The 13,391-nt window shown below is 57.6% G+C and carries 13 protein-coding genes; 7 read left to right on the forward strand and 6 right to left on the reverse strand.

Going from position 1 to position 13,391, the window contains the following annotated elements:
* Window positions 1-81 precede the first annotated feature (81 nt).
* The 3 genes from ABQU90_RS15655 (at window position 82) to ABQU90_RS15665 (ending at window position 4,465) form a co-directional block, all read left to right on the forward strand.
* A complete protein-coding gene (locus ABQU90_RS15655; RefSeq protein ID WP_323522464.1) occupies window positions 82-1,137 on the forward strand; it encodes an acyltransferase family protein in 1,056 nt (351 codons plus the stop codon).
* A 71-nt stretch (window positions 1,138-1,208) separates the two neighbouring features.
* Window positions 1,209-2,912 (forward strand): hypothetical protein, encoded by a 1,704-nt coding sequence (locus ABQU90_RS15660; RefSeq protein WP_323522463.1) that lies wholly within the window; start codon window positions 1,209-1,211, stop codon window positions 2,910-2,912.
* A complete protein-coding gene (locus ABQU90_RS15665) occupies window positions 2,912-4,465 on the forward strand; it encodes a hypothetical protein (RefSeq protein WP_153066281.1) in 1,554 nt (517 codons plus the stop codon). Before ABQU90_RS15660 ends, ABQU90_RS15665 begins: the two co-directional genes overlap by 1 nt.
* Window positions 4,466-4,469: 4 nt before the next feature.
* On the opposite strand, the gene ABQU90_RS22815 is transcribed toward ABQU90_RS15665, so the two are convergent.
* Genes ABQU90_RS22815 through ABQU90_RS15690 form a run of 6 tightly spaced genes read right to left on the reverse strand, consistent with a single transcriptional unit; the run spans window position 4,470 to window position 9,607 of the window.
* Window positions 4,470-4,883: a GtrA family protein gene (locus tag ABQU90_RS22815; protein WP_323522462.1), complete on the reverse strand. Its 414-nt coding sequence runs from the start codon at window positions 4,881-4,883 to the stop codon at window positions 4,470-4,472.
* Entirely contained in the window at window positions 4,880-5,818 is a 939-nt protein-coding gene (locus ABQU90_RS15670) for a WxcM-like domain-containing protein (RefSeq protein ID WP_323522461.1), read from the reverse strand. The genes ABQU90_RS22815 and ABQU90_RS15670 overlap by 4 nt, the downstream gene beginning before the upstream one ends.
* On the reverse strand, window positions 5,815-6,765 hold the full coding sequence (locus tag ABQU90_RS15675) for a glycosyltransferase family 2 protein (protein ID WP_115528931.1): 951 nt from the start codon (window positions 6,763-6,765) through the stop codon (window positions 5,815-5,817). The genes ABQU90_RS15670 and ABQU90_RS15675 overlap by 4 nt, the downstream gene beginning before the upstream one ends.
* Window positions 6,759-7,862 carry a DegT/DnrJ/EryC1/StrS family aminotransferase gene (locus tag ABQU90_RS15680; RefSeq protein WP_115529172.1) on the reverse strand — a complete coding sequence of 368 codons (1,104 nt, stop codon included), beginning with the start codon at window positions 7,860-7,862 and terminating at the stop codon, window positions 6,759-6,761. The genes ABQU90_RS15675 and ABQU90_RS15680 overlap by 7 nt, the downstream gene beginning before the upstream one ends.
* 54 nt (window positions 7,863-7,916) lie before the next feature.
* Window positions 7,917-8,861 carry an electron transfer flavoprotein subunit alpha/FixB family protein gene (locus ABQU90_RS15685; protein ID WP_323522460.1) on the reverse strand — a complete coding sequence of 315 codons (945 nt, stop codon included), beginning with the start codon at window positions 8,859-8,861 and terminating at the stop codon, window positions 7,917-7,919.
* Window positions 8,861-9,607, reverse strand: coding sequence for an electron transfer flavoprotein subunit beta/FixA family protein (locus ABQU90_RS15690; RefSeq protein ID WP_323522459.1), 747 nt, complete (start codon window positions 9,605-9,607; stop codon window positions 8,861-8,863). The genes ABQU90_RS15685 and ABQU90_RS15690 overlap by 1 nt, the downstream gene beginning before the upstream one ends.
* Window positions 9,608-9,838: 231 nt before the next feature.
* On the opposite strand from ABQU90_RS15690, the gene rfbB reads away from it, so the two are divergent.
* Genes rfbB through rfbD form a run of 4 tightly spaced genes read left to right on the forward strand, consistent with a single transcriptional unit; the run spans window position 9,839 to window position 13,293 of the window.
* Window positions 9,839-10,894: a dTDP-glucose 4,6-dehydratase gene (rfbB, locus tag ABQU90_RS15695; protein WP_115528929.1), complete on the forward strand. Its 1,056-nt coding sequence runs from the start codon at window positions 9,839-9,841 to the stop codon at window positions 10,892-10,894.
* A 52-nt stretch (window positions 10,895-10,946) separates the two neighbouring features.
* On the forward strand, window positions 10,947-11,834 hold the full coding sequence (gene rfbA / locus ABQU90_RS15700; RefSeq protein ID WP_115528928.1) for a glucose-1-phosphate thymidylyltransferase RfbA: 888 nt from the start codon (window positions 10,947-10,949) through the stop codon (window positions 11,832-11,834).
* Window positions 11,831-12,388, forward strand: a complete 558-nt coding sequence (gene rfbC, locus ABQU90_RS15705; RefSeq protein WP_115528927.1) for a dTDP-4-dehydrorhamnose 3,5-epimerase — start codon at window positions 11,831-11,833, stop codon at window positions 12,386-12,388. The genes rfbA and rfbC overlap by 4 nt, the downstream gene beginning before the upstream one ends.
* Window positions 12,385-13,293: a dTDP-4-dehydrorhamnose reductase gene (rfbD, locus tag ABQU90_RS15710; protein ID WP_323522458.1), complete on the forward strand. Its 909-nt coding sequence runs from the start codon at window positions 12,385-12,387 to the stop codon at window positions 13,291-13,293. The genes rfbC and rfbD overlap by 4 nt, the downstream gene beginning before the upstream one ends.
* The last annotated feature ends 98 nt before the right edge of the window (window positions 13,294-13,391 follow it).

Raw genomic sequence — 13,391 nt, forward strand, 5'->3', positions numbered from 1 at the left:
ACGCGAGGTCCTAGCGGTGAGCTGGTCCAGTCGGACGATGTTTTCTTCGACGTAAGATAGCTCAGACCTTGGGGATCAACCATGAAACGCTCAATACTTGTAGCCGAGGGTCTTGCACGGCGTCAGGATAACTTTCTTTGGTTGCGCATAGTTGCCGCTATCCTTGTCATCTACGGTCATAGCTTCCATATTGCGCCCAATGGGGCCGCGAAAGAAGTATTTGTCTCGATGGGTTGGCAAATATACAGTGGAGACATTGCGGTCAACATGTTCTTTGTAATAAGCGGGTTCATGATTGCTGGCAGTTTTGTCCGGCAACCAGACCTATGGGAGTTTATGAAAGCGCGTGTGCTGCGTGTCTTTCCCGCTTTTTTTGTGTGTCTCATGATTTTGGCATTCATCGTAGGGCCGCTGGCATCGTCTCTACCACTGGGCTCGTACTTTAAGTCCAGTGAGGCATTTTCGTATGTATATCGAAACCTAGCATTTTCTTCGGCAATGCAGTTCACGCTGCCTGGTGTGTTCGAGAGCGGAGCCGTGAATGTGGTGAACGGTAGTCTCTGGACGTTGCCGGCCGAGTTTAGGATGTATGTCTTTGTGGCGATAATTGGTTCGCTAGGCATATTGGCGCAGCGCTGGGCGCTACTAGGATTCATCTCGGCGCTGATGTTAGTAGGCGTGGTTGCTCCGTGGGGCTTGCCATTACATCCTGACTGGGTCCGGCTCTCGGGTTACTTTGCTAGCGGTGTCTTGATCTTCGCATTTAGGGACAAGCTGAGCGTCAGTACGGCGGGCATGGTGGCGATCGCTTTTGCCACTTACCTATGTCGTGGTCTCGACGTTTATCTTTACATGTTCGCTTTTGCTCTTTGTTACTTCTGCTTTTGGTGTGCTTATGCTTTTCGCCTGCCTTCCATTGATGGGTGGGGAGACCCTTCGTACGCTATCTATTTATGGGGATGGCCGATCCAGCAGATGTTCGTCAGATTGTTTCCTGGCGAGACATCTACGGTGAATTTCTTCCTTTCAGCAGCAGTGGCGATCGGCGCTGGTTACCTTTCTTGGCATGTGATCGAGAAGCCGTGCCTCAAGTTAAAGCACGTTTTCTCCCGGAAATCCCCGGCTGTAGTGGAGTAAAAGTATTGAAAGCATCTGCACAGACGACCAAGCCCATGCTACTCGAGACGAAGGTCCAGCGGCCTGCCCCAATGTTCAATCGTGTCGTTCTGGCGGTAATTGCATTCATCTTTGCCCAGTGGTTCATCATGCCAGGCCTGCTAGCCCTGGATGTTCCGAGTCATTCTGACCTGTGGCGCTACTATGTCGTAGCACATGAGATGTCGTGGCAGGTTGCTATTAGCAGCCCAAGGCCTTTGATGCTGCTCGCTTTGTTAGCTCTTCAGGGCGTGCATAATGCGCATACTTTCTTTGTGCTCCTCAACGTCCCCGCAATCCTTTTCGCTTGCCTTCTAATGCGGTCAGCAGAGGGTTTAATGCGGCGAACGTTGCTCGCCTGGCAGGCCTTTGCGGTGTTCCTGGTCGTCTTCGGCACCGCTGCTTTTTACGAACTCAATCCGCTCGACTATGGCGGCATGCTTGCTGGTGCGATTCTCGCACTGCAACTTGGTTGGCTGGTCCGCGAACGTGACAATAGCGTGGCACTCGACGGTTGGGCATTCGTACGTATGGCGTCAATCGCAGCGCTTCTGGGATACCTTTCTTTCGAAACCAAACCCACTTTTGCAGCGCTGATCCCCGTGGCGCCACTAGTATTGGTCCGAAAATACGGGTATCGCAAGACGCTTTACCTTTGTGCCGCTTGTGTGGCTGTCATCGTTGCTTCGGTGGTGAAAGATATTGTGCTCAAATCGCCTTTCATCCAGCTAGGCGGTGCACCCAGTCCCTATAAAGTGGGTCTTGGCCCGCTAAGCTTCATGAAGGCGCTGGTGTTTTATACGAGTGAAATCCTGCCAGGTCCGCTTGTTCCTATCGCACTCTTCGGTTTGTGGCGTGCGTGGTGCGTCGATCGTTACATTTTTGCCATAGCCATCGTTGCACCGGTTCTGGCGGTAGTGCCAATGTGCGCGATCCCTGACCGTCTACTGCCCATGTACGGTTGGTATGGGACAGTTGTGCTAGCAGCTGTGCTCGCGCCAATCTTAGCGGGGCAGCGAAGAAAGGGCGGCAGCTGGATCATCGTGTTGCTGACGGTACTTGCGCTTGGGGCAGGGATTGCTGGCATCGAGCGAAATAACATCGTGCCCCAGTGGGTGAAAGCCAACCATGAGTTCAACACCCATGCATTTGCCGGGTTAGAGGCACTGCAAGGGCGTGTCTTGCCTGGTGAACGTATCCTTGTCGCCGGGCCGTTGATGCCATTCAGCCCGTTTCAAAGCGATAACTTCATCAGGCTCACTTCAGAGGTCGCATTCACTTGGGCAGTTAGTTTCCCTGTGTCGTCGGCGGCGCTCGTTGCGATGTCGAATGACTCAAAAGTGCACATACCGTTCTCTTCTTTGGATTACACAGCTTTTGATCGCGTTGCAGTCTTTGATGCGAGGGGGGATCTCATTGAACTTGAGCCCGCCACCGAATTTGGGTTAATGACAGTGCACGAGGCCGCGGCACGCATGTATTGCCACGACGAATTGCAGTTGGCTGATGAAGGTGCGCGCGTAATCGGGGTGATGCAGTGTCTTTCCCGCCAGGGCGAAGCGGCGGCTGCCGAGAGTTTTGGTGCACAGTTTGCTGCGGTAGGTAGGACGAACCAATGGGTCTGGTACGAGCGCGGTAAGGCGAGCGAAGCGCTCGGACATACTGCCATGGCCTATGAGGCCTATCAACGCGCGGCCGCCTTGGAGGATGCACCGGTGTTCCGTGACGCGGCCAAACGCGTCGCCCCAAGAAAATAATGAAAACTATGTCCTATTCGGATCTTGCGGACTGGCAATGGTCACGAGTTTTTGTGGCTTTCGCACTGGCTACCATCGTCGTCGTCGCGTTCCAATTCGCGGAGATCCGTTTCGGTTTGAATATTTGGGACGAAGGATTTCTATGGTATGGCGTGCAGCGAATTTGGGCAGGCGAAGTTCCCATCCGCGATTTCATGGCGTATGACCCAGCACGTTATTACTGGGTTGCTTGGTTGACCTCGCTATGGGGTGGTCGAGGCATTCTCGATATCCGCGTCGCCGTGCTTGTTTTTCAGATCGCGGGGCTCGGGTTTGGCTTGCTTCTGCTGCAAAACAATACAAATCGTCGCGATCCAGTGCTGCTCATTATCGCGTCCGTCGTATTGTGTTCGTGGATGTTTCCCCGGCATAAGCTGTTCGACATCGCGATTTCTATGTTCACTACGGCACTGCTTGCCTGGTGGATCGAAAAACCAAATGCACGCCGTTCATTATTGCTAGGTTGCTGCACAGGTGTCATCGCTTGTTTTGGCCGCAACCATGGTGTTTACGCCGTGGCGGCGACGGTCCTGGCTTTCGCATGGACATGGGTAGCCTCGGGCAGAGCTCCCCGTGTTGCCCATCTTTGCGCATGGGTCGCCGGTATTGCAGCGGGGTTTCTTCCGATTATTTTCGCCTGCCTTTTTATTGAAGGCTTTGCCGGCGCCTTCTGGCGAAGTATCCTGTTCCTGATCGATCTAAAGGGCACAAACCTACCGTTGCCCATTCCTTGGCCGTGGTCAGGGCCTTTCTCAGTGGATACCTGGGGTAACTTACGCCAGGTCTTTATTGGCTTTTGCTTCGCCGGTCTGATTGCGTATCCGGTGGTTGCTGGTTTTTACTTGTGGAGGCAACTACGCCAGCGTATCCGTGTGAACGTTGCCGTGGTGGCAACAGTGTGCACAGCGGTGCCATATGCGCATTACGCATTCTCGCGTGCCGACGTCGGCCATCTTGCGCAAGGTATCTTTCCCATGCTTATGGGGCTTTTTCTATTATTAAGTTCCGGCCGGAGAATTTTGTGTTGGACTTCCGGCGTCTTCGTACTCATGGCGACAGCGTGTGTAACTCTGCCGTCCCATCCGCGGTTCAGATGTATGCAGTCAGGGGATTGTGAAACAAGGGTCGTGGATGGACAGAGGCTCGTACTCGACAGTCCCACTTTTTCGGATGTCGATTTGATTAACCGAATGGTGAGTCGGTACGCGCCTGATGGTCGTGCCTTTGTTGCGACGCCCTATTGGCCGGGTGCATATGCAATGGAACAAAGGCGCTCGCCTCTCTGGGAAATATATGCAACTACAGGGCGTAACGATTCCTTCCAGCAGGAAGAGGTGGAACGGCTAAAAGCAGCTAATCCTGGATTTGCGATCGTACTCGACTTCCCACTTGATAGCCGAGAAGAACTTCGCTACAGCAAAACCCACCCACTGACTCTGGCTTACATTGAGGCGCATTTCGAACGGCTGCCATCATCCAATCCCTATTATCTTGTTTTCAAGGCAAAGGACTAATGCCTCAATCTGAGGTCGCTCGGGAGCCGAAAACGAAACGCGAGAGCAAGAATGTCAGTGGAATGGTTACCAGTATTGCCATTAGGGGGGCGAGGGCGACTGGAAAGCCGAGATGCTCCACCCACACAAACACTACAGCCAAGCTCACTAGGTACTGAGCAAGGTAGATAAACGGAAACATTATCAGCGAGCGCCAGCCGCGGTGTGTCTGGAAGACAAAGAGGCGATTAATGAAGAAGGCGATGGCGATGCCGAATGCGTACGCAATAGTGTAAGCCACTTTGTAAGAAGTGGCTTGGAGTAGCGCGAGGTAGGTAATGTAAGTGACAGCGGTGTTTAGGCCTCCCGAAATGAGGAACCGAACAAAGCTAGATGTCCTTACCAGTTTCCTCGCCTGTTGCAGCACATGCATGCTCATGCGTGGTTCACGCGAACCTGTTCGATGAAGGTGCCGTACTCGCGAATGTAATCCGCCGGATCGTAAAAGTGTGATGCGAACACGAGCAACACCGCGTCCTCGGAATACTTATACTGTATACCCCATGTCATAGGCGGCAGGTATAGACCGAGGTTTGGCTTGTCGAGCACGAATTGCTCGCGCTGTTCGCCATCGTCGGCAACTACGTGCACCGAGCCCTTAATCGCGATAAGGAACTGATGGCAGGCCAAGTGAGCGTGCTCACCGCGGGTTTCTGCTGTGGGCACGTCGTAAACCAAGAAGTAGCGCTTTGGCGTGAATGGGATATCCTTCTCGAACTCTCCCACGGACAGGCTGCCACGCATGTCAGCAATCGCGTTGAAAGTATGAAGTTTTACGCCACGCACACATGATGGCTGGACAACCGGCATTGTAGCTTGCGGCTGCAGTTTCTCAATTGCAACGGTACCAGCGTTGGCGTAGCCCACTATCTTGGCTGGGTTGCCGACCACAATGGCATTGGGAGGGACTGAGCGCGTGACGACTGCACCCGCGCCGACCATCGCATTTCGTCCTATGCGCACCCCTGGAAGGATCGTGGCGTTGGCGCCGATTGATGCGCCCATCTCGACTACTGTGCGCAGGAAAGTCTCGGGATAGACTTTGCTTCGTGGGCGGAGATCGTTGGTGAACGTTGCGTTGGGGCCGACGAAGACATTACTTTCGAGAGTGACACCGTCCCAGAGCTGGACACCGCATTTGACAGTCACGTTGTCGCCGACAACAACGTCATTCTCGATGAAGACCCCGTCGCAGATGTTGCAGGCGGCGCCTAAGCGAGCACCAGGCAGCACATGGGCAAACGCCCAGATTCGGGTGCCATCGCCGATTGTGGTCGACTCGCAGAGTCCTTTGTCATGGACATAGAAATTCATTGTTTTTTTCCAGGGAAATCAAGTTGCAGAGATACAATGTTGAGGGGGCGCTGCTTTGTATTTTCGTAAGCGCGCCACGCGTAGTTGCCAACGATGCCGATGCCCAAGGTATTGAGGGCCCCAAAGAAGAGTATCGCCAGCATGGACATCGTGTAACCAGGCACTTCATAGCTTCCAGCAAAGCGGGCAATTAGTACCGCTAAACTCAGAAGTAGTGCTACGCCTAGCCCAAGCACTCCCGCACCCATCAGGATTCGCACTGGCAGGTCGGAAAAAGCAAAGACACTGTCGAGGAGATAGGTGACTTTCTTCTTCAACGTCCATGCGCTCTTGCCATGTTCGCGTTCCATACGGGAGTAGTCGATAAACTCGCGGCGACCACCTAGCCAGAACAATAATCCGAGTAAGCTGCTATTAGCTTCACTAAGTGCAACAAGACGGTCGCGGAATGGCGCCGTCAATGCAAACACGTCCACCCCGCCGCGCGGGACTTCGGGTTGTACAAGACGACGATAGGCTCCCCAAAAGATTGTAGAGGCAAACTTGCTGAGACCGGGGTCTGCACGTCCGACACGCTTGCCGAAAACGACATCGAGCGGTTTGGTCGAAAGTGCAGCGAAGAACTCGCGCATGAGCGATGGCGGCTCCTGCAAGTCGGCGGCCATGACGCCAATGTAGTCGCCCTTCGACTCGGCTAGGCCACAACGGATAGCTGCGAACGCACCGAAATTGCGTGACAACAGCACCAAACGCGCCTGAAAAGTCGCCGCGTGAAGGCCTTGCTCTAATCGAGCAAAGCTGGCATCCGGACTTCCGTCGACAACAAAGATGACTTCCAGCGGTGCGTCCAAGTCGCTAGCTAATGCATCCAGCGCGTTCAGTAGTGCAGGAATTGATCCTTCGTTCTTGTAGACGGGGATCACGACCGAGTAGCGGGGCTTCACCACGAGTTACAAGCCTCGATCACTCGGGTTACCTCTGCATCCGTAAGCTCAGGGAAGCAGGGCAGCGTGACTACGCGCGAGCACGAATAGTCGGTGGCTTTGAGCGCGATGCCGTCGAAGCGGGCGGCGAACAAAGGCTGGCGATAATCGGGCGTCGGGTAATGCACTTCGCTGTTCACGCTGGCATCGGCCAGCTGCTTCTGCAATCCCGCACGATCGTTGGTATGCACAACATAAAGATGGGCAACGAAATCAACCCCGCTAACGGGCGGCACAACAATATTCGCATGTTTGATTTCACGCGAGTAGCGGTTGGCGATGTCGCGGCGGCGCGCATTCCAGCCATCAAGCAGCGGCAGCATCACGCGCAGAAACGCGGCCTGGATCTCATCGAGACGGCTGTTGCGCCCCCCTTGTAGTTCATTGCGGTACTTAGCCGCCCAGCCGTATTGGCGAAGTTTGCGGAGTGTCTCTGCGACAGCAGGGTCGTTGGTGGTAACAGCGCCACCGTCGCCCAGTGCGCCGAGATTCTTGGTCGGGTAAAAACTAAAGCTAGCCGCCTTGCCGAAGGTGCCGGCTTTGCGGCCCTGAGCATTACTAGCGCCATGCGCCTGTGCACAATCTTCGAAGATCGTGAAGCCGTACTGATCCGCAAGTGCAGCGAAAGCAGCCATGTCGGCTAGCTTGCCGTACAGGTGAGTAACGATGACGACGTCGATCTTGCCTAGGGCGAGCTCAGCTTCAAGCGCGGCTGGCGCCATGGTGCAGGTGACAGGGTCGATATCTATGAACACTGGCTCGGCTGCACAAGCAAGCACCGCAGTGGTGCCGTACATCGCGGCATTAGCGACCACTGCAACACGCTTGCCTTCACTAACGTTCAAGCTGCGCAGGCCGAGTTCAAGAGCCTCAGTACCGTTTGCCACACTGATGCAATCGTCAGCACCGCACCATTGCGCAAATTCCTCCTCAAAGGCCTTCACATTCGGACCAAGCACGTAGTAACCGCTCCTGATAGCTTTAACGGCCACCTCCTCGAGCTGTGCGGCAATTGGGCCAATGTGGCGGTCAAGAGCGTTGACTGGAACTGGCGTCGTCATGGAAATCCTGAAGTATTGAAATATGGCAGCCGGCAAGCTGTCCAAAATGGAGCGCTAGCTTAGTGCAGATTCGAGTTCGGGCAGAAGCGTAAACAAATCTCCCACCAACCCAATATCCGCAATCTCAAAGATCGGCGACTCCGGATCCTTGTTGATCGCCACGATGGTGCCAGCGTCCTTGATGCCGGTCAGATGCTGGATGGCGCCGCTGATGCCGATTGCCACGTACAGTTCGGGCGCGATGATCTTGCCGGTCTGGCCGACCTGCAGCTCGTTGGGGACGTAGCCGGCATCGACTGCCGCGCGCGAGGCACCGACGGCGGCGCCGAGTTTGTCGGCCAGGCTGTAGATATGCTTGAAGTTCTCTGCCGAGCCCACGCCGCGACCGCCGGACACCACACGCTTGGCGCTCTGCAGGTCGGGGCGGTCGGAATTGCCTGCTGCCAGGTCGATGAAGCGCGTGTGGGTCGGCAGTGCGGCCTCGATGCTAACGGGCTCGACTGCTGCGCTGCCGCCGCTAGCCGCTTCCGGCCACGAGGCGCTACGCACGGTTGCCACGACGATCTGGTCGGCCGGAGCCTTCACCGTAATGATGGCGTTGCCTGCGTAGATCGGGCGCTTGAAGGTGTACGCATCTTCGACGGTCATCAGATCGGAAATCTGGTTCACGCCCAGCAGCGCGGCCACGACCGGCATCAGGTCCTTGCCGAAGGTGGTGGAGGGACCGAAGACATGGGTGTAACCCTGACCGGCCAGCTGTGCGATCTGGGGCCCAAGCACCTGAGCAAGCGCGTGTTCGTTGGCGGCGTTGGCCACGGTCAGCACGCGGGCGACACCGGCCAGCTGTGCGGCCTGGGCTGCAACGGCGGCCGGGTCGGCCGCCAGCACGACCACGTCGATCGACTCGGCCGATACCGCCAGGGCGGCGCTCAGGGTCTTGGCGGTGGCCGCATTGAGCTGGCCGTTGAGGTGTTCGGCGACGACAAGAATCTTGGCCATTACAACAACCCCTTCTGCTTGAGTGCGGCCACCAGTTCGGCGGCGTCCTTGACCATCACGCCGCGGCTGCGCTTGGCCGGCGCCGCATAGTGGGTGGTGGTGAGACTGTCGTGCGCGTCCACGCCCAGGTCAGCGAATGCCAGGGTTTCCATCGGCTTGCTCTTGGCCTTCATGATGTCCGGCAGCTTGATGAAGCGCGGCTCGTTCAGGCGCAGATCGGTGGTGATCACCGCTGGCAGGTCGACCTCCAGCGTTTCCAGGCCAGCATCGACCTCGCGCGTCACCGTGGCCTTGCCATCGGCGACTACCAGCTTGCCCGCGAAGGTCGCCTGCGGGCGGCCCCACAAGGTGGCCAGCATCTGGCCGGTCTGGTTGGCGTCGTCGTCGATGGCCTGCTTGCCCAGGATGACCAGATCAGGCTGCTCTTTTTCGACCAACTTCAGCAGTGCGCGTGCGGCGGTCAGCGGCTGGATGGAAGCATCGGTCACCACATGGATGGCGCGGTTGGCACCCATCGCCAGGCCGTTGCGCAGATGTGCGGCAGCATCGGCTGGCGCCAGGGTGGCGACCACCACCTCGGTGGCGATGCCGGCATCGCGCAGGCGCAATGCTTCTTCCAGGGCGATTTCGTCGAACGGGTTGGGCGAGAGCTTGACGCCGTCGGTCACCACGCCGGAGCCATCCGGCTTGACCTGAATGCGGACGTTGTAGTCCACCACGCGCTTGTAGGCGACGAGGATTTTCATCGTGTACGAGATCCTTCAGCTATTGCGGGAAGGCCCGGCCGCGGCGGCAGGCTCGGGAGTGCGCCCATTCTAACCGGGGAGCATCCACCATGCGATGGCGTATGGATGTTGCGGTGCGTCAGTGGGGGCCATGGGGAGTCGCTCGCGCTTAAGTCCGATAATGCCGGGACCGTATATCCTGTGTGGTTTGAGAACGCAGCGCGTTTGGCGCGCGACCAGGAGGGGTAGACAGTGGCGACTTGGCTAGTAACAGGCGGTGCCGGCTTCATCGGCGGCAATTTTGTTCTTGAGGCGGTCTCCCGCGGAATTCGCGTGGTCAATCTGGACGCGCTGACCTATGCAGGAAATCTGAACACGTTGGCGTCGCTGGAGGGTAACGCTGACCACGTGTTCGTCGAGGGCGATATCGGCGACGGAGCGCTGGTCACCCGACTGCTGCAAGAACACCAGCCCGACGCCGTACTGAACTTCGCAGCCGAAAGCCATGTGGACCGCTCGATCGAAGGCCCGGGCGCCTTCATCCAGACCAATGTGGTCGGCACCCTGGCGTTGCTCGAGGCCGTTCGCGACTACTGGAAGGCATTGCCGGACGCGCGCCGTGACGCGTTCCGTTTTCTGCACGTGTCCACCGACGAGGTCTACGGCACGCTCGGAGAGACCGGCAAGTTCACCGAAACCACGCCCTACGCGCCTAATTCGCCGTACTCGGCTTCCAAGGCAGCGTCGGATCACCTGGTGCGTGCGTTCCACCACACCTACGGGCTACCGGTCCTGACCACCAATTGCTCGAACAATTACGGTCCGTACCACTTCCCCGAAAAACTCATTCCGTTGGTCATCGCCAAGGCACTGGCAGGCGAGCCGTTGCCGGTCTACGGCGATGGCAAGCAGGTGCGCGACTGGCTGTTCGTCAGCGATCACTGCGAGGCGATCCGCACCGTGTTGGCAAAGGGCAAGCTCGGCGAGACCTACAACGTGGGCGGCAATTCCGAGCGCCAGAATATTGAGGTCGTGCAGGCGATCTGCGCGCTGCTGGATCAACATCGTCCGCGCGAAGACGGCAAGCCGCGTGCGAGCCAAATCACCTACGTCACTGATCGGCCAGGGCATGACCGTCGCTATGCGATCGATGCCTCCAAGTTGAAGAACGACCTGGGGTGGGAGCCTGCGTATACCTTCGAGCAAGGGATTGCGCAGACGATCGAGTGGTACCTGACCAATCAGGCGTGGGTACAGGGTGTATTGGACGGAAGCTATCGCCTGGAACGCATCGGCGCGACGGCATAACACTCCATCTTCAGTGTCCGCAAAGATGTGCGGACCTCCCAAGGAAGCTCTCATGACACAACGCAAAGGCATCATTCTGGCGGGTGGATCCGGCACGCGCCTGTATCCAATCACCAAGGGCGTCAGCAAGCAGTTGCTGCCGGTGTATGACAAGCCGATGATCTATTACCCGCTCAGTGTTCTGATGCTGGCGGGCATCCGGGATATCCTGATCATCAATACACCGCATGAGCAGGCGTTGTTTCAGTCGCTGTTGGGCGATGGCTCGCAGTGGGGCGTCAATATCCAATATGCCGTGCAACCGAGTCCCGATGGACTGGCGCAGGCGTATCTGATCGGTCGCGATTTCGTCGATGGCAAGCCGAGCTGCCTGGTATTGGGCGACAATATTTTTCATGGTCATGGGCTGACCGAGACCCTGCGCCGCGCCGATGCGCGTGAGCAGGGGGCAACCGTCTTCGGTTACTGGGTCAATGACCCGGAGCGCTACGGCGTTGCCGAATTCGATCAGCAGGGCAAGGTTATCGACATTGCCGAAAAGCCGGAAAAACCCCGCTCCAACTACGCGGTCACGGGTCTGTATTTCTACGATGGCAAGGCTAGCGACTACGCTGCGGCGCTGAAGCCATCGCCACGCGGTGAGCTGGAGATTACCGATCTCAATCGCTGCTATCTCGATGCGGGCGACCTGCACCTGGAGCCATTGGGACGCGGCTACGCCTGGCTGGATACTGGAACGCATCAGTCGCTTCATGAAGCTGCAAATTTCATCGAAACGATCCAGATGCGACAGGGCTTGCAGGTGTGCTGCCCAGAAGAAATCGCCTTCGGGCAGGGTTGGATCGATGCCGAGCAGCTGGAGCGCCTAGCAGCGCCGTTGTCGAAGAATGGGTACGGTCAATACCTGCATGCGCTGGCGTTGCGGGGAGTTGTTCCATGAAAGTGATTGAAACCAAGCTGTCTGGCTGCGTGGTGATCGAGCCGGCAGTGTTTGGCGATGAACGCGGCTACTTTTTCGAAACCTGGAACGCAGAACGCTTTGGTCAACAGGGCTTGCCGACACGATTCGTGCAAAGCAACGTGTCGACTTCGGCCAAAGGCGTGTTGCGCGGCTTGCACTACCAATGGCCGCGGCCGCAGGGCAAGCTGGTTAGCGTGCTCGAAGGCGAGGTTTACGACGTGGCTGTTGACGTACGTCATGGATCGCCCACCTTCGGCCAGTGGGCGGCAGTGGTATTAAGCGCAGAAAACAAGAAGCAACTCTGGATTCCGGAAGGCTTTGCGCACGGCTTTGCGGTGCTGTCGGAGCGTGCGGTCTTCAGCTATCTGTGCACTGACGTCTACGTCAAGGAAGCCGATGCAGGTGTGCGGTGGGACGACGCGGCAATCGGGATCGACTGGCCGATCAGCGATCCGGTGCTCTCCGCCAAGGATGCAGTTGCGCCGTTCCTGGCCGATATGCCGGTCGAGCGCCTGCCGGTGTTTTCGCCGTGACCACCTTGGTCTTCGGCGCAAATGGGCAGGTCGGCACCGAATTGCTGCGCGCACTTGCAGCCGATGGTGCGGTGACCGCGACGACACGCAGTGGTCAATTGCCTGATGGTAGCGCCTGCGAAATCGCGGATTTCGACGCGCCGGACACGTTGACCAGTTTGCTGGATCGCCTCCATCCGACAGCTGTCGTCAATGCCGCCGCCTACACCGCGGTGGATCGTGCCGAGCAGGACCGCGACAGCGCCATGCGTGCAAATGCGCAGTCTCCAGGCGTCATCGCGCAGTGGTGTGCCGTGCACGACGTGCCATTGGTGCATTACTCCACCGATTACGTCTTCGACGGGCAAGGCACTGCGCCCTATCGCGAAGAATCGCAAACTTCGCCGCTGGGTGTGTATGGCGAAACCAAGCTCGCTGGTGAGCAGGCGATCCGCGCGTCAGGCGCTCAGCATCTGATCCTGCGGACTGCCTGGGTGTACGCCTCGCATGGCGCCAATTTCCTGCGCACGATGTTGCGCGTGGGTGCAGAGCGCGATGAGCTACGCGTGGTTGCCGACCAAGTCGGTACGCCAACGCCGGCGGCATTGATTGCCGATGTCACCGCGCAGCTGCTGCGTCAACGCAGCCCCGGCACATCGGGCACCTGGCACCTGACTGCTGCCGGCCAGACCAGCTGGCACGGGTTTGCCGAGGCCATCTTCGAGGAAGCCGTCGCGGCGGGTTTGCTGGCGCGCGCGCCGCGTGTCGTGCCCATCACCACAGCGGATTACCCGACGCCAGCAAAGCGGCCTGCATACTCGCGGTTATCGATCGACAAGCTGCAGAACGATTTCGGCATCGTGCTGCCGCAGTGGCAAGCTGGGTTGCAGCAGGTGATTACCGAGTTGGCTGCGGCCAAACGCTGATTGCAGCGGCTAGGCGGCAGTAATACTGCGCACCAGATTCACAAAGAAAAACAGCCGGGAATCCCGGCTGTTTTTTTAAAGCGATCCTGCAGGCGACC

Source organism: Xanthomonas sp. WHRI 10207, assembly GCF_040202975.1.
Lineage (GTDB): Bacteria > Pseudomonadota > Gammaproteobacteria > Xanthomonadales > Xanthomonadaceae > Xanthomonas.

Coding starts and splice junctions, on each gene's coding strand:
- ABQU90_RS15655 (WP_323522464.1), top strand. CDS start 82: ATGAAACGCTCAATACTTGTAGCCGAGGGTCTTGCACGGCGTCAGGAT.
- ABQU90_RS15660 (WP_323522463.1), top strand. CDS start 1,209: ATGTTCAATCGTGTCGTTCTGGCGGTAATTGCATTCATCTTTGCCCAG.
- ABQU90_RS15665 (WP_153066281.1), top strand. CDS start 2,912: ATGAAAACTATGTCCTATTCGGATCTTGCGGACTGGCAATGGTCACGA.
- ABQU90_RS22815 (WP_323522462.1), bottom strand. CDS start 4,883: ATGAGCATGCATGTGCTGCAACAGGCGAGGAAACTGGTAAGGACATCT.
- ABQU90_RS15670 (WP_323522461.1), bottom strand. CDS start 5,818: ATGAATTTCTATGTCCATGACAAAGGACTCTGCGAGTCGACCACAATC.
- ABQU90_RS15680 (WP_115529172.1), bottom strand. CDS start 7,862: ATGACGACGCCAGTTCCAGTCAACGCTCTTGACCGCCACATTGGCCCA.
- ABQU90_RS15685 (WP_323522460.1), bottom strand. CDS start 8,861: ATGGCCAAGATTCTTGTCGTCGCCGAACACCTCAACGGCCAGCTCAAT.
- ABQU90_RS15690 (WP_323522459.1), bottom strand. CDS start 9,607: ATGAAAATCCTCGTCGCCTACAAGCGCGTGGTGGACTACAACGTCCGC.
- rfbA (WP_115528928.1), top strand. CDS start 10,947: ATGACACAACGCAAAGGCATCATTCTGGCGGGTGGATCCGGCACGCGC.
- rfbC (WP_115528927.1), top strand. CDS start 11,831: ATGAAAGTGATTGAAACCAAGCTGTCTGGCTGCGTGGTGATCGAGCCG.